Source organism: Streptomyces sp. NPDC088794, from assembly GCF_044750545.1.
Classification (GTDB): domain Bacteria; phylum Actinomycetota; class Actinomycetes; order Streptomycetales; family Streptomycetaceae; genus Streptomyces.
Genome location: NZ_JBIVKB010000001.1, coordinates 905,914 through 921,625 on the forward strand (window position 1 = coordinate 905,914; position 15,712 = coordinate 921,625).

11 protein-coding genes are annotated in these 15,712 nt (G+C 71.7%); 9 read left to right on the forward strand and 2 right to left on the reverse strand.

Annotated features, from left to right (window positions below):
• Nucleotides 1–15: 15 nt before the first annotated feature.
• The 5 genes from ACIP6U_RS04090 to ACIP6U_RS04110 all read left to right on the forward strand — a co-directional run bounded on the left by ACIP6U_RS04090 (nt 16) and on the right by ACIP6U_RS04110 (nt 5,461).
• Nucleotides 16–447: a MarR family winged helix-turn-helix transcriptional regulator gene (locus ACIP6U_RS04090; protein WP_401712929.1), complete on the forward strand. Its 432-nt coding sequence runs from the start codon at nt 16–18 to the stop codon at nt 445–447.
• On the forward strand, nt 444–1,205 hold the full coding sequence (locus ACIP6U_RS04095; protein ID WP_401712587.1) for an IclR family transcriptional regulator: 762 nt from the start codon (nt 444–446) through the stop codon (nt 1,203–1,205). Before ACIP6U_RS04090 ends, ACIP6U_RS04095 begins: the two co-directional genes overlap by 4 nt.
• 124 nt (nt 1,206–1,329) lie before the next feature.
• On the forward strand, nt 1,330–2,532 hold the full coding sequence (locus ACIP6U_RS04100; protein WP_401712590.1) for a sensor histidine kinase: 1,203 nt from the start codon (nt 1,330–1,332) through the stop codon (nt 2,530–2,532).
• Nucleotides 2,529–3,230, forward strand: coding sequence for a response regulator (locus ACIP6U_RS04105; RefSeq protein WP_401712592.1), 702 nt, complete (start codon nt 2,529–2,531; stop codon nt 3,228–3,230). The genes ACIP6U_RS04100 and ACIP6U_RS04105 overlap by 4 nt, the downstream gene beginning before the upstream one ends.
• A 131-nt stretch (nt 3,231–3,361) precedes the next feature.
• On the forward strand, nt 3,362–5,461 hold the full coding sequence (locus ACIP6U_RS04110; RefSeq protein ID WP_401712932.1) for an MMPL family transporter: 2,100 nt from the start codon (nt 3,362–3,364) through the stop codon (nt 5,459–5,461).
• Nucleotides 5,462–5,596: 135 nt separating this feature from the next.
• Here ACIP6U_RS04110 and ACIP6U_RS04115 read toward each other — a convergent pair whose 3' ends face one another.
• Entirely contained in the window at nt 5,597–8,791 is a 3,195-nt protein-coding gene (locus tag ACIP6U_RS04115) for an FAD/NAD(P)-binding protein (protein ID WP_401712595.1), read from the reverse strand.
• 316 nt (nt 8,792–9,107) lie between these two features.
• On the opposite strand from ACIP6U_RS04115, the gene ACIP6U_RS04120 reads away from it, so the two are divergent.
• The 3 genes from ACIP6U_RS04120 to ACIP6U_RS04130 all read left to right on the forward strand — a co-directional run bounded on the left by ACIP6U_RS04120 (nt 9,108) and on the right by ACIP6U_RS04130 (nt 12,456).
• Nucleotides 9,108–10,352: an Ig-like domain-containing protein gene (locus tag ACIP6U_RS04120; RefSeq protein WP_401712598.1), complete on the forward strand. Its 1,245-nt coding sequence runs from the start codon at nt 9,108–9,110 to the stop codon at nt 10,350–10,352.
• Between the two features lie 143 nt (nt 10,353–10,495).
• Nucleotides 10,496–10,852 (forward strand): twin-arginine translocation signal domain-containing protein, encoded by a 357-nt coding sequence (locus ACIP6U_RS04125; protein ID WP_401712600.1) that lies wholly within the window; start codon nt 10,496–10,498, stop codon nt 10,850–10,852.
• Nucleotides 10,853–11,070: 218 nt separating this feature from the next.
• Entirely contained in the window at nt 11,071–12,456 is a 1,386-nt protein-coding gene (locus tag ACIP6U_RS04130; protein ID WP_401712603.1) for a glycoside hydrolase family 16 protein, read from the forward strand.
• A gap of 104 nt (nt 12,457–12,560) precedes the next feature.
• Here the strand turns inward: ACIP6U_RS04130 and ACIP6U_RS04135 are convergent, their stop codons facing one another.
• Entirely contained in the window at nt 12,561–13,466 is a 906-nt protein-coding gene (locus tag ACIP6U_RS04135) for a helix-turn-helix domain-containing protein (protein WP_401712605.1), read from the reverse strand.
• Nucleotides 13,467–13,621: 155 nt separating this feature from the next.
• On the opposite strand from ACIP6U_RS04135, the gene tkt reads away from it, so the two are divergent.
• The gene (tkt, locus tag ACIP6U_RS04140) at nt 13,622–15,697 is read left to right on the forward strand and encodes a transketolase (protein WP_401712608.1); all 2,076 of its coding nucleotides are present in this window, start codon (nt 13,622–13,624) and stop codon (nt 15,695–15,697) included.
• Nucleotides 15,698–15,712 lie beyond the last annotated feature (15 nt).

Sequence of the window (15,712 nt, forward strand, 5' to 3'; positions counted from 1 at the left end):
GCGGACGAGCCGTGGATGCGCGGGCTGCACGCGGACACCGGCTACCTGCTGTACCGCCTGGGCCTGCGCTCCGGTCAGTTGTTCAACACGTTCCTCCAGGAGTCGGGGCTGCGGCTGCGCCACTACGCGGTGCTGCGCTTCCTCGCCACCTCCGAGGGCGCCCTGCAACGCGAGCTGAGCTCCCGGCTCGGCTACGACCCGAGCGCGATCGTCGGCCTGGTCGACGACCTGGAGAAGCAGGGCTTCGCCGAGCGCCGGCCCTCCCCCGACGACCGGCGCAGCCGGATCGTCGTGCTGACCGAGGACGGCCGCGCCTTCCTGCGGGACACCGACGAGGCGGGGCTGCGCGTCACGAACGAGCTGCTGGGCCCGCTCGGTCCGGCCGAGCGCGAGACGCTGCACGCGCTGCTGCTGCGGATGACCGAGGAGGGCTTCGGCTCGCCATGAGCGACGCCCGCTCCGCGCCCGACCGGCTGCTCGCCGTGCTCGCCGCCTTCGACCACGAGCACCCAGGACTGTGCCTGACCGACATCAGTCGCCGGGCCGGTCTCACCCTCACCACCGCGCACCGGCTGGTGGCCGCGCTGACCGAGTGGGGCGCGCTGGAGCGGGACGAGTCGGGTGTCTACCACGTCGGGCTGCGGCTGTGGGAGATCTCGGCGCTCGCCCCGCGCGGGCTCGCGCTGCGACAGGTCGCGCTGCCGTATCTGGAGGACCTGTACGAAGCGACGCACGAGAACGTGCAGTTGGCGGTCCGGGACGGCGGCGAGGTCGTCTACACCGAGTGGCTGTCGGGGCGTTCGGCGGTGGGCGTGCACATCAGGGTCGGGGCGCGCTGGCCACTGCACGCCACCGGAGTCGGCCTCGCGCTGCTGGCCCACGGGGAACCGGCGTTCCAGGAGGAGTACTGCGCCGGGCCGCTCGCCTCCTTCACGCCGTACACCGTCACCGATCCGGGACGGTTGCGCCGGATGCTGGCCGAGGTGCGGCGCACCGGGATCGCGGTGAGCAGCCGCCAGGTGACGTCCGACGCCCTCTCGGTCGCCGCGCCGGTGCGTGGTCCGGGCGGTGCGGTGGTGGCCGCCGTGTCGGTGGTGGTGCCCCAGGTCGAGGCGCAGGTACCGGTGTTGGTGCCCGCGGTGCGGCTGGCCGCGCGCGGGATCTCGCGGGCGCTGGGATGGCGGCCGGAACGGAAGGAGACGTGAACTCCCGCCGCTCGGTGAGGCGGACGCCGTCCGCCGGGGCGCGCCGGATATCCCTCTCACCGGTGAGGACCGGCCCACCCTGACCTCGTGATACTGGAACGGCCCTTGCCCCGAGGAGCCGCCCATGTCCCCGCAGTCCTCCGTCGCGCACTCCTGGTACGCGCGGCTCGACACCCGCCTGCGCACCGCGAATCCCTACGTCGTCGACACCGCCCTCGCCGCCCTGGTGCTGTTCGCCGTCTCGCTCCAGTGGCTCTTCCCCGACGAGGGCGACGACCGCCTGACCTGGCAGGGCTGGCTGCTGGGCGCCGCCACGGCGGTGCCGCTGGTGTGGCGGCGCCGATCGCCGTTCGGCACCGCGTGCGCCGTGTCGGTCACGTCACCCGCGATGGCGATCTACCACGCGCCACCGCCGGACGTGGTCTACGGCGGTCTTGTCGTCCTCTACACGATGGGCGCCCAGGGCCGGCCCTGGCAGCGGCGCGTGATGCTGTTCGGCTGGATCGTCGGGGTCACGCTGACCATGCAGCACAAGGAGGGTGCCCGGCCCTTCGAGTACGCCTTCCATCTGATGACCATCGTCTGCGCCTACGCGCTCGGCGTGCTCACCCACGTCCAGCGCGCCTACACCGCGGAGTTGGAGGACCGGGCGCGCCGCCTGGAGCGGGAGCACGCCGCCGACACCGCGCGGGCGACGGCGCAGGAACGCGCCCGGATCGCCCGCGACATGCACGACATCCTGGCGCACGCGGTCAGCCTGATGGTGGTGCAGGCGGAGGCGGGACCGGTCGTGGTGCGCAGTGATCCGGCGCGCGCGGAGGCCGCGTTCGAGGCGATCGCGGGGGCCGGGCGGGACGCGATGGGGCAGCTGCGGCGGATCCTCGGTGTCCTCAAGGAGGAGCAGCGGCAAGGGACTTCGCCGCAGCCAGGGGTGACCGCACTGCCCGACCTGCTCCGCCAGGTCGGTGAATCCACCGGCCTGCACGTCGAGTTGCGCACCACGGGCGAGCCGCGCCCGCTGCCCCCGGACACCGGCATCGCCGTCTACCGGGTGGTCCAGGAAGCCCTGACCAACACCGTGAAGCATGCGTACGCTTCCTCCGCGACGGTCCGACTCGACTGGACGGAGAGGGAGTTGACCTTGACGGTGACGGACAACGGCCGGGGCCCGTCGGCGCCCGGCGACGGCGGACACGGGCTGATCGGCATCCGCGAGCGGGCGGCGGCCTGCGGCGGCACCGCCGAGGCGGGGCGCGGTCCTGACGGCGGCTTCCGAGTGGTCGTACGCCTGCCGGTGGCCGCGGGCCGGCAGGCGGCGCTGGGGTGAGCATCCGCGTGGTCGTCGCCGACGACCAGGAACTGGTGCGCAGCGGGTTCACGATGATCCTGGAAGCCCAGCCGGACATCGAGGTGGTCGCCGAGGCCGGGGACGGGCAGGAGGCGGTCGCCGCGGTCCGGCTGCACGCGCCCGACGTGCTGCTCCTCGACATCCGGATGCCGGTGATGGACGGGCTCGAAGCGGCGCGGCGGGTGTGCGCGCAGTCGAGCTGCAAGGTCGTCATGCTGACCACGTTCGACCTCGACGAGTACGTCTACGAGGCGCTGTACGCGGGCGCCAGCGGCTTTCTGCTCAAGGACGTCCGCCGGGACGACCTCGTGCACGCGGTGCGGGTGGTCGCGGCCGGCGACTCGCTCCTCGCGCCGACGGTGACCCGGCGCCTGGTCGCGGACATCGTGCGGCGGCGCCGCAAGGAGACCGCCGCCGCGGTCACCCCGCAGCGGCTCGACGTCCTGACGACTCGCGAGACGGAGACCCTGACGCTGCTGGCCCGCGGACTGTCCAACGCCGAGATCGCCACGACCTTCTTCGTCAGCGAGCACACCGTCAAGACCCATGTCAGCAATGTGCTCAGCAAGTTGGGCCTCAGGGACCGGGTGCAGGCGGTGATCTGCGCCTATGAGACGGGACTTGTCATCGCGGGGGCGCCGGTCACGGAAGACGGGATTCCTCCCGCGCGGGAGTGAGTCCCGGCCCCCTCTCCCCCGTACGACGGAGTCCCGGAAACCGCTCCCTCCGGCGATCCGGTGGCACCCCCTCCCGCACGAGCCTGTGGGGCATGTCCATCGATGCCTCGCACACCTCGCAGGGAGGGACCGTGCTCTCCGCACTCGCCCGGACGGCCACCCGTCGTCCGCTCACCGTGATCCTGTTCTGGGTGCTCTTCCTGTTGCTCGGCTTCGGCCTGGGGACGGGCGTCTTCGCACGACTCTCCGACAACGTGCCCGAGGTACCCGGCACCGAGTCCGAGCACGCCGCGCAGTACCTGGACCGCACCGACCCGACCGGCGAGTCGATCACCGCCGTCGTCGAGGGCGTCGCGGTCACCGACCCCGGCCTGCGCGACCAGGTCGAGCGGGCCGTCGCCGACGTGCGCGCGATCGCCGGGGTCGCCGCCGTGCCGGACCCGTACACGACCCGCGGCCTCACCTCGGAGGACGGGCAGGCGCTCCTCATCCCGGTGACCCTCACCGGCGGTCTCGACGACGACGCCGAGGAACGGGCCGTGGACGCGGCGGCCGACCGGATCAAGGAGATCGACGCGCCCGAAGTCCACGTCAGCGGCGGCCCGTTGCTGGGCACGCAGATCGGCGAGCGGGCCCAGGAGGACGTGCGGAACGCCGAGTTGATCTCCCTGCCGGTCGTACTGGCCCTGCTCCTGGTCGTGTTCGGCGGACTGCGCGCGGCCGCGCTGCCGTTGGTGATCGCGGTCAGCGGGATCGCGGGCGCGTTCCTCACGCTGTTCGGCTTCAGCCAGGTCACCGACATCTCCGTGTACGCGATCCAGGTGACGACGATGCTGGGGCTCGGACTCGCCGTGGACTACGCCCTGTTGATGCTGGTCCGCTTCCGCGAGGAACGCCGGCACACGGACGACGTCGTCGAGGCCGTGCACCGAACGGTCGCCGCGGCCGGGCGGACCGTGCTGTTCTCCGGGGTCACGGTGGCCGTCAGCCTGACCGGGCTGCTGGTCTTCCCGAGCGTCTTCCTGCGCAGCATGGGCCTGGCCGTGGCCGCCGTGGTGGTCATCGACATGCTGGCCGCGCTGACCCTGCTCCCGGCGCTCCTCGCGAAGTTCGGCGGCAGGATCCCGCCGGCGAAGGTCCGTCCGGACCGCGAGGAGGGTCGCGTCTTCGCCCGCCTCGCCCGCTTCTCGGCCCGCCACCGGGTCGCCGTGGTCGCCGTCGTCGTACCCGTCCTGCTCGTCCTGGCGCTGCCCGTCGCCGGCATGAAGATCCAGCTCGGGGACGCCACCCAGCTCCCGAAGAGCACCGAGGCACGGCAGTTGTACGACACCGTCGACGCGCACTTCCCGCCGGGCACCGGCGTCTCCCCGGTCACCGTCGTCCTCAAGCCGGGCACCGACACGGCGACCGCCGACCGTGTCCGGGCCCTCTCACCGACGGCCGAGACCCACCAACTGCCCGGTGGCACAAGCATCGTCGAGATCCAGCCCGCCGGCAGTGTGGACGGCACGGCGGCCACGGACCTGGTGAAGCGGGTCCGGGACGTACGCGGTGACGCGCCCGTCCAGGTGACCGGACCCGCGGCCCGGCTGGTCGACTTCCGCGCGATGCTCTCCGACCGGGCGCCCTGGGCCGCGGTGACCGTGCTCGTCGGCATCTTCGCCCTGCTGTTCGCCTTCACCGGCTCGGTGCTGATCCCGCTGCGCACGATCCTGACCACGCTGCTCAGCCTGGGCGCGGCGCTCGGTGCGGTGGTCTGGGTCTTCCAGGACGGGCATCTCGCCGGGGCGCTGGGAGCGCAGGGTCTGGGCGCGCTGAGCCTGACCGCACCCCCGCTGATCATCGCGATCGCCTTCGGACTCGCCATGGACTACGAGCTGTTCATCCTGTCCCGGATGCGCGAGGCCCGGGCGCGGACGCACGACGACCAGGAGGCTGTGGTGACCGGTCTGCGCCGCTCCGGCCGCGTGGTCACCTGCGCCGCGCTGCTCCTCGCCGTCGTCTTCGGCGCCTTCATGACCGGCGGCTTCTCCCCCATCCTCCAGATCGGCCTCGGTCTCACCCTGGCCGTCCTGATCGACGCGACGGTCGTCCGGATGCTCCTCGTCCCGGCGACGATGGCCCTGCTCGGCCGCCGCGCCTGGTGGGCACCGAGGCCGCTGCGCCGGGTGCACGACCGGTTCGGGCTGCGTGAAGAGGCGACTGAGCAACGGGAGTTGACCCACCACTGATCCCGCTCCGGCCCACCGCCGGCTCGCCGGAGCCGCGGTCCGTCCTCCCACGGGGGTGGAGGACGGACCGCGGCTCGACGTACGGAGCAACCGATCACACGAACAGTGCGCCCAGGCAAGGCAGCTGACGTCGGCTCAGTTCCCCACCCCCGCAAGCCCCTCCCGCATCCGCCGGTCCCGCGGCGCCTCCTTCCGGTCCAGCCGTGCGTCCAGCAGCCGTCGTGCCGCCTCGCACCGGCCCGCCGCCACCAGGGCGTAGAGCAACGTCTCCTCGACGACCTCTCGTTGGGCCGAGCTGCCGCCGACCCGACGCAGGACCGGGAGCAGGGCGTCCAGGCCGCGGGCGGCCTCCTGGAAGCGTTCCTCGACGAGCGCGGCGAACGCCTCGCACAGCGGGACGATCACCTCGCGCTGCACCTGGTCCTCGCCGGCGGCGTGATCGCGCAGCCGCCGCAGGGCCGGGAGGTCTCCGGCGGCGGCGAGGGCGACGGCCGCGTGCAGGGCGGTGAAGGCGGTCGCGGGGCGTTCCAGGACCTCGTGCGTCACCGACTCCAGAACGTCCGAAGTGGGCAGCTCGCCCGGCCAGTTGTCGCTCAGCCGGGCCCGCCACAGCAGCGACCCCGAGTCGACCAGGGCCCGTACCCCGGTCACCACCCGCCCGGGCGCGAGCTGCGCGAACCAGCGTCGGCGCACGGCTTCCGGATCGTCGAGGGCGAGTTCGTGCAGCGCGATGTGCCAGGAGAAGTGCGCCCGGTGCACCGCGCCCCGGCCCTGCCCGGCGACCCAGCCGTCCAGCCAGTCGCGGCCCGCCTCGTGCGCGCCGGACTCGTAGTGGACGTGGGCGAGCGCGTGCACGGCGTGTCCGGAGGCGGGCTCGGCGGCCAGCGCGCGGTGGGCGAGTTCGCCGCCCTCGCGCAGCCGGCCCTGCCCCTGGCGCAGGAAGGCCAGCAGCGAGGTGTGGAACCAGTGGCCGTCCTGTGCGCCGGAGGTCGCCTCGACGAGCCGCAGCGCCTGGTCGTCGTCGAGGTCGGTGACGCCGGAGAAGGCGATCGTGGGCACGGCGGCGGCGAGGGCGAGCACGTCGGCGGGGAACGCGTCGAGGTGCCGCACGAGCGCGGTGTCCCCTTCCGCTCCGTGCACCCTGCGGGTCACGACGTCCACGAAGGACCGCTCCCGCTCGTCGGCCCGTTCGCGGGCGCTGCGCTGCGCCTCGGCCAGGGCCCGGGGTACGTCGACGGCGGCGCCGCACTCGTGGCCGAGCAGGGCGAGGGCCGCGTGGCCCAGCGCGAAGCCGGGGTCGAGGGCGACCGCGCGGGCGAAGGCGTCCTCGGCGCCGGCCCGGACCTTGAGGACCCGGTCCAGTCCTGTGCGGTAGGCGGCTGCCGACTCGGCGTGGGTGGAGAGGGCGAGGTCGTGTCCGTCGACCGGACGGCGGGCCGGGCGTCGGCTCGATCGGTGTCCCGGAACGAGCGGGGCGAGCAACTGCCGTGCCAGGGCCGCCGCTTGGACCCGGATCTCGGGGATCGCGGTGGTCTCCCACAGTTCGCCGCGGCGCGGGGCTCCCAATGTGAACAGCGGCCGGTCGGCGCGCCCCTCGGCGTCGAGCAGCCGTCCGTCGACCGTGGCCACGCCCATGCCGAGCGGCCCGGCGACCGCAGCGCCGGACGCGAACAGGGAGCCCCAGAGGGGGTCGTCGAAGCGGCGGCCGGGTCCTGTGCAGTCGATAACCCAACCGACGCGCAGGGTAAGGCCGTTGGAGATTGTGACCGTGAGCGCGCCGTCGTGCTCGACGGCGTCCGTGACCACCCCGGTGTGGACGGTGAGCCGGCGCGCGGTGCGGGCCCGGGAGACGTGCTCGGCGGTGGCGGGGGCCATCCGGTGGCGGTGGGTGTTCCACAACGAGCCCTCGCGGGCCAGGAATTCGGCGCGTTCCTCGGGCGTCAGGCTGTGCCACAGGCGCGCGGTGTGCGGGCGCAGGCTGTCGAGGGCGGGGCGCCAGTCGCCGTGGGTGCGCACGGAACGGCTGATATGCCGGTAGACGGCGCGACGCAGCCGGCCGAGCGAGGTGTCGTCGAGCCCGTCCGGCGGGGCCATCGGGCCGGCCGGGGTGAGCGCGTGCGGCTGAGGCAGCAGGCCGCTGCGGGAAAGGGCGTGCACCGTGCGGCCGGGACGGTCGAGGGCGAGGGCGAGATCCACGGCGGTGAGTCCGGTACCGACGAGGAGGACGTCGGCGGTGTCGCCCCGGGGTCCGTCCGAGACGGCCTCGGCGGTGTCCCCCCTCGGGCCGCCCAGGGCACCGTCAGTGATGCCGTTCCGCGGACCATCCAAGGCACCGGCAGCGGTGTCGCTCCGCGGGCTGCCCAATGGGACATCGGCGGTGCCATTCCGCGGACCATACAAGGAGACGTCCGCGATGTCCCTCCGCGAGCCGCCCAAGGCGCCGTCAGCAGTGCCATTCCGCGGACCACCCAAAGCACCGGCAGCGGTGTCCCGCCTCGGCCCGCCCAAAGGGACATCGGCGGTGCCATTCCGCGGACCACCCAAGGAGACGTCCGCGATGCCCCTCCGCGCCCCGCCCAAGGCACCATCAACAGTGCCATTCCGCGGACCACCCAAGGCACCGTCAACGGTGTCCCTCCTCGGCCCGCCCAAGGCGACGTCCGCAATGCCATTCCGCGGACCACCCAAGGTGACACCCGCGATACCGCTCCGCGACCCACCCAAGGCGACGTCCGCCGGGTCGGCCAGCGGACCGTCCATGGCGCCCGTGGTCCACGGCTCGGCGACGAAACGGGCCGAGGCGCGCAGAGCGGGTGGTGCCCAGCCTGCGGAGGGGGCCGCGGGTCCGGTGGCCAGGACGGCGCTGTGCGCGATGAGGTGTCCCCCGTCGGCGAGGTGGAGGTCCACCCGTCCGTCGGGGGTGCCGGTACAGCTCTCGGCGCGGGTGCGCAGCCGGCGTACCGCGACCGTGCCCTGGGCCCGGACGATCGCCTGCGCGAGGGTGTCGGCGAGGTAGGCGCCGTAGCGGTAACGGGTGGCGAAGTCGGCGGCGGTGACGGACGGTTCACCGTGTCTGCACAGCCAGCGGGTGAAGTGGCCCGGGTCGTCCGGATAGCAACTCATGCCGCCCGAGGGCACGTTGAGGCGGTGACGTGGGTCCCGGGTGGCGTACGCGGTGCCGCGGCCGGCTTCCGGGGCCGGATCGACGAGCACGAGGTCGAGCGGTGTCCGGCGGCGCGTGGCGCTCTCGCAGAGCTGGACGGCGGTGAGGGTGCCCGCCGCGCCCGCTCCGACGATGGCCACGGTGTGTCGCTCGCGGACTTCGGTCACGAGTACCTCCGGCAGTGATCGGCGGCGGAGCCGCGGGAAACGGAACTCCGCCTTCAGTCGTTCCTCGCTTTCGAACTATTCCGACCGGGAAGGTGGGGAAGCCATGCCGGAGCGGGGATCTCACCGGATACTCAGGGCCCGGCCGGGCCGTTCATACTCTGTTCACAAACCCTGCCGCCCCCACAACCGTGCTTTCAGGCCTTCTCTCACCCTGTCCTCACAGGAATCTCAGGGAGCGGCCCGGGGATTCAAAGGATCAACCCATGTCCGCGGCGCAGGATGCACCCGCAAGGTGGATTTCTCAGGAAGGCCTGCCGTGGGCGCATCGCACATATCGAACCGGTCCGAGCAGCAGTCGGCGAGGTGGTCCCGCCGCGGGGTGCTCACCGCACTCGGCGCGGTGCCTGCCGTCGTCCTGACCGGGTGCAGCTCGGCGGGCGCCTCGGAGGACGACACCACGAAGGCCGCCGCGTCGGGCGTGGCCTCGGCTTCGGCCACGAAGCGGCCCACCATCACGGTCAGCCCGGCCGACGGCACCAAGAAGGCCGACTTCGCGAGCCCGGTCGAGGTCACCGTGACCGACGGCACCCTCGCCTCGGTCGAGGTCACCGGAAACGACGGTTCCACGCTGGCCGGCTCGCTCAACGACGCCAAGACCAAGTGGACGTCCACGAAGAACCCGTACTCGGGTACGAAGTACACCGTCGCGGCGACGGCCCAGGGTGCGTCCGAGCAGACCTCGACCTTCACCACCAAGGCGCCCGGCGAGACCTTCGTCGGCTACTTCACGCCCGAGGCGAACACCACCTCCGGCGTCGGCATGCCGGTGTCGCTCAACTTCACGCACGCCGTGGCGGACCGGGCCGCCGTCCAGAAGGCGATCACGGTGACCGCCGAGCCGGCCGTCGAGGTGGTCGGCCACTGGTTCAGCGACACCCGGCTCGACTTCCGCCCCGAGACGTACTGGGCGTCCGGCACGACGATCACGCTCAGCCTGCGCCTGAAGGACGTCGAGGGTTCCGACGGCGTCTACGGCGTCCAGTCGAAGGACGTCACCTTCCACATCGGCCGCGAGCAGATCAGCACGGTCGACCTGTCCACCAAGGAGATGGTGGTCAAACGGGACGGCGCGACCCACGCCACCTACCCCGTCTCCGGCGGCGACTCCGACCACACCACCTGGTCCGGGATCATGGTGATCAGCGAGCGGTTCAAGCAGACCCGCATGGAGTCCTCGACGGTCGGCCTCGGTGACGAGTACGACATCTCCGACGTCCCGCACGCCCAGCGCCTGACCACCTCCGGCACCTTCGTGCACGGCAACTACTGGGCGTCCACGGGGGTGTTCGGCCACCAGAACACCAGCCACGGCTGCGTCGGCCTGCACGACACCAAGGGCGCGAACGACACCTCGGTGCCCGGCTACAAGTTCTACGACAGCTCGATGCTCGGCGACGTCGTCATCGTCAAGAACTCCGGCGAGAAGACGGTGGAACCGTCCAACGGCCTCAACGGCTGGAACATGTCGTGGGCCAACTGGAAGGCGGGCAGCGCTATTTAGGCCCCGCCCTTCGCACGAGGCCGGTCTCGCCCAGGTCATCCACGAGCGGACGATCTCGTTCAGCCCCTCGCCGTGATCGACCGTGCATACGATCGGCCGACGGCCCCGGGAGGCACCCGCGCGGCCGTGAAGGAGGGGGTACTTTGTCCAGAATCTCAAGACGTTCCCTGCTCGGATACTCCGGTACGGCCACCGCCGGCGCCGTGCTCGGTGGCGCGGCGGCGGCCCAGCCGGCCCAGGCCGCGGAGGCGGAACAGACCGCGGAAACCACATCGACCGACTTCCCCAACGGGACGCTCTTCAGCGGGAACTCCCAACTGGTTCAGGACGATATGAACGGGGACCTCACGATCAAGTTCAGCGTCGGAGTGAGCGACGCATCGGCGGCCCACGTCATCTCCCCGCTGGAGATCGCCGAGGCGCTCAACGAACTCGCGGCCACCAAGGGCTGGCCGCCGATCACGTTCTACGGCACCCCGGCGCCCGCTCCGCTGAACTGACCCGGGCCGAGGCGGCCGCGGCCCGCGGCCGCCTCGCACCCATACCTTCCATACGGTCCTTCATCGGGTGAACTCGCCCCGTCCGCAAGGACTTTCCCTGCTTCAACTCTTGACGACCGGAGTACCTGAGGGCACATTGACCCCACCTCTGAGAGCGCTCTCAAAGGCTCTTGGACACCCGCGCACCCCACCTCACTCCGTACCCGAGAGGCACCCCCATGAGTGCACCCTCCGGAATACCCAGACGCCGCCGGGCCCTCGTCGCCGTACTCTCCACGATCGGTCTGGCGGCCGCTCTCGCCACGGCCGCCAGCCTCCCCGCGAACGCCTCCGCGCCCACGCCCCCGGCGGGCTGGTCGCAGGTCTTCCTCGACGACTTCAACGGGACCGCCGGCACCGGCGTGAACACCTCCAACTGGCAGTACGACACCGGGACTTCATATCCGGGCGGCCCCGCCAACTGGGGCACCGGCGAGGTCGAGACGATGACGAACAGCACCACCAACGTCTCGCTCGACGGCTCCGGCAACCTGCGCATCACCCCGGTGCGCAACGCGGCAGGACAGTGGACCTCGGGCCGCATCGAGACCACCCGGACCGACTTCCAGCCCCCGGCCGGCGGCAAGCTGCGCGTCGAGGCCCGCATCCAGATGCCCAACGTCACCGGCACGGCGGCCGAGGGCTACTGGCCGGCGTTCTGGGCCCTGGGCGCCCCCTACCGCGGCAACTACCAGAACTGGCCCGGTGTGGGCGAGTTGGACATCATGGAGAACGTCCAGGGCCTCAACAAGGTCTGGGCAACCCTGCATTGCGGCACCAGCCCGGGCGGCCCGTGCAACGAGACGACGGGCATCGGCAATTCGGTCGCCTGCCCCAACACGACCTGCCAGTCCGGCTTCCACACCTACTCCATGGAGTGGGACCGCTCGGTCAGCCCCGAGGCGATCCGCTTCTACGTCGACGGCGTCAACTACCACACCGTGACGGCCAGTCAGGTGGACGCGACCACCTGGGCGAACGCCACCAACCACGGCTTCTTCCTGATCCTGAACGTGGCGATGGGCGGCGGCTTCCCGGACGCGTTCGGCGGCGGCCTCGACGGCGACACGCAGTCCGGCGTGCCGATGGTCGTCGACTACGTCCAGGTCCTGTCGGCAAGTGGGAGCGGTACCACGCCTCCGCCGACCGGCAACCGGGATGCCTACAGCGCCATCCAGGCCGAGTCCTACGACAGCCAGTCCGGCACGGTCCCCGAGACGACCACCGACACCGGCGGCGGCCAGGACATCGGTTCGCTCGCCAACGGCGACTGGGCGCAGTACAAGGGCGTCAACTTCGGCTCCACGGCGGCCACCCAGTTCGTCGCGCGCGTGGCCAGCGGTGCCGCCTCCGGCGTGAGCGGCCTGGTCGAGGTGCGCCTCGACAGCCGCACCAGCACACCCATCGGCAGCTTCGCCCTCGCCAACACGGGCGGCTGGCAGTCCTGGCGGACGATCCCGGCCAACATCAGCTCGGTCACGGGGACGCACGATGTCTATCTGACCTTCACCAGCGGCCAGCCGGCCGACTTCGTGAACGTCAACTGGTTCAACTTCGGGCACTGACGCACCCGTTGGCAATGCCCCCGCGAGGCCGGTGAGATCCGGTCCTGCTCGCGGGGGCATCGTCGTGCGCGGGGCATCGCAAGGGGCACCCGCGGGCCCGGCCGCTACCGCAGCTCCGCCCGGAACCCCGCCGGCGTCAGGTCCGTGTGCTGGTGGAAGAACTTGGAGAAGTTCGCCGCGTCGGGGAAGCCGACCGCCGCGCCGACACGGCCGATGGGCAGGTCCGTGTGGGCGAGGAGGCGCTTGGCCTCCAGGACCACGCGTTTGTCGATGAAGCCCTTGGGGGTCTCGCCGGTGGCGGCGCGGACCGCGCGGACGAGGGTGCGGCGGGAGTAGCCGAGGGCGTCGGCGTACGCGCTGACGCTGTGGTTGGTGGCGAAGCCCTGCTCGACGGCGTCCCGGAAGAGGGTGAACGTCGTGTCGGCCTGTCCGCGGGCCGCCTCCGCGGACGTGGCCGCGAGATGGGCGAGGCGGAGCAGGAACGCGGTCAGCGAGTGGCGCAGGATCGAGGTGTGCAGGCTCAGCGTGAGCGTGGTCGTGTCCTCGTACTCGCGTTGGAGCTGGGCCAGGGACGAGCGCAGGGCGGCCAGTTGGGGGGCGTCGGGGCGGAGCAGGGGCGGCAGGTCGTAGCGGTAGAGGCCGGTCGCCTCGACCGTGGCGCGCGGGAGGAAGCCGGGCTGCATGGTCAGGACGGTGCCGCGGTACTCGTCGTCCCGTGCGAAGCGGTGGACCTGGCCGGGGCGGATCCACAGGATGTCGCCGGCCGTCGCCTCGTACTCGTCGAAGTCGATCATGTGGCGGACCGGTCCCTCGTCGAAGAGCATCACGACATGGAAGTCGATGCGGTGGACGCGGTGCAGCGGGGCATCCGCGTGCCAGGTGCGGTCGGTGCCCATCGGCCCGACCTGCATGCCGACCCCGCACACACTCAGCTCGACCGGGAAGGGAAACGTTCGGATGGCGTCCACGCCGCCTTCACCGTCGCCACCTTGGATGGTTCTGTCCGCCATGTCCTTCTCGTGCCGCCTCGATCGCGCTGTCCGTGTCCCACTTTCACCACAGGCTGACACACAGGGACCTTCCCTCTAAAAAGTCAGACTTTTAGTTTTGAACGCGTCAGACCAGCTACCCCGCTCCGATCGAGGACTTCTTGAAGATGAGGACGATGAGCGCGCAGACACCGGACAGCTTCGAATGGACCGAACTCGACCGGCGTGCCGTCGACACGGCCCGGGTCCTGGCGGCCGATGCCGTGCAGAAGGTGGGCAACGGGCATCCGGGCACCGCGATGAGCCTGGCCCCCGCCGCATACACGATCTTTCAGAAGGTGATGCGTCACGACCCGGCGGATCCGGAGTGGACGGGCCGTGACCGCTTCGTCCTCTCCCCCGGCCACACCTCGCTGACGCTCTACACCCAGCTCTTCCTCGCCGGATACGAGGTGGGTCTCGACGACCTCAAGGCCTTCCGCACGCACGGCTCCAAGACCCCGGGTCACCCGGAGTACGGACACACCGCCGGCGTCGAGACCACCACGGGCCCGCTCGGCCAGGGCGTCGCCAACGCGGTCGGCATGGCGATGGCCGCCCGCTACGAGCGCGGCCTGTTCGATCCCGAGGCCCCCGAGGGCACCTCCCCGTTCGACCACACCATCTGGGCGATCGTCTCCGACGGCGACCTGGAGGAGGGCGTCTCCGCCGAGGCCTCCTCGATGGCCGGCCACCAGAAGCTCGGCAACCTGGTCTTCCTCTACGACGACAACCACATCTCCATCGAGGGCGACACCGCCACCGCGTTCTCCGAGGACGTGCTGAAGCGCTACGAGGCCTACGGCTGGCACGTCCAGCGGATCGAGCCGGCGCTCGGCGGCGACATCGACCCGGCGGCCCTGTACGCGGCACTGAAGGCCGCGCAGGCCGAGACCGGGCGGCCCTCGATCATCGCGATGCGCACGATCATCGCCTGGCCCGCCCCGAACGCGCAGAACACCGAGGCCTCCCACGGTTCCGCGCTCGGCGCCGACGAGGTGGCCGCGACCAAGCGGCTGCTGGGCTTCGACCCGGAGCAGTCCTTCGAGGTCGCCGACGACGTCCTCGCCCACACCCGCACCGCCCTGGACCGGGGCGCGGAGGCGCACGCGGCCTGGGACAAGCAGCTCGACAAGTGGCGCGGCGCCAACGCCGAGCGGGCCGCCCTGTTCGACCGGATCGTCGCGGGGCAGCTGCCCGAGGGCTGGCAAGACGTCCTGCCCGTCTTCGAGGAGGGCGCCTCCGTCGCGACCCGGGCCGCCTCCGGCAAGGTGCTCCAGGCGCTCGGCGGGGTGCTGCCCGAGCTGTGGGGCGGCTCCGCCGACCTGGCCGGCTCGAACAACACCACGATCGACAAGACGTCGTCGTTCCTGCCCGAGGGCAACCCGCTGCCCGGCGCCGACCCGTACGGCCGTACGATCCACTTCGGCATCCGCGAGTTCTCCATGGCGGCCGAGATGAACGGCATCGCGCTGCACGGCAACACCCGCATCTACGGCGGCACCTTCCTGGTGTTCTCCGACTACATGCGCAACGCCGTCCGCATGGCCGCGCTGATGCAGCTCCCGGTGACCTACGTCTGGACGCACGACTCCGTCGGTCTCGGCGAGGACGGGCCGACCCACCAGCCGGTCGAGCACCTCGCCTCACTGCGCGCGATCCCGGGTCTGAACGTGGTCCGTCCCGCCGACGCCAACGAGACCGCGATCGCCTGGGCCGAGATCCTGAAGCGGCACGCCACCGACCCGGCCCCGCACGGCCTCGCCCTCACCCGGCAGGGTGTGCCGACCTACGCGCCGGACCCGGACGCGGCCAAGGGCGGCTACGTCCTGCGCGAGTCCTCCAAGGACACGCCCGACGTGATCCTCATCGCCACCGGTTCCGAGGTCCACCTCGCGGTCGAGGCGCGTGAGCGGCTGGAGGCGGAGGGGATCGGCACGCGCGTGGTGTCGATGCCGTCCGTGGAGTGGTTCGAGGAGCAGCCGCGGGAGTACCGCGAGCGGATCCTGCCGCCGGCCGTGAAGGCCCGTGTCGCCGTCGAGGCGGGTGTGGGTCTCACGTGGTACCGGTTCGTAGGTGACGCAGGACGCATCGTCTCCCTCGAGCACTTCGGCGCCTCCGCCGATGCAAAGACCCTTTTCGCCGAGTTCGGTTTCACCCCCGAGAACGTCGCCACGGCAGCCCGGGAATCCCTCGCCGCCGCGCGCGGTTGATCCGTTCGCCAGAAA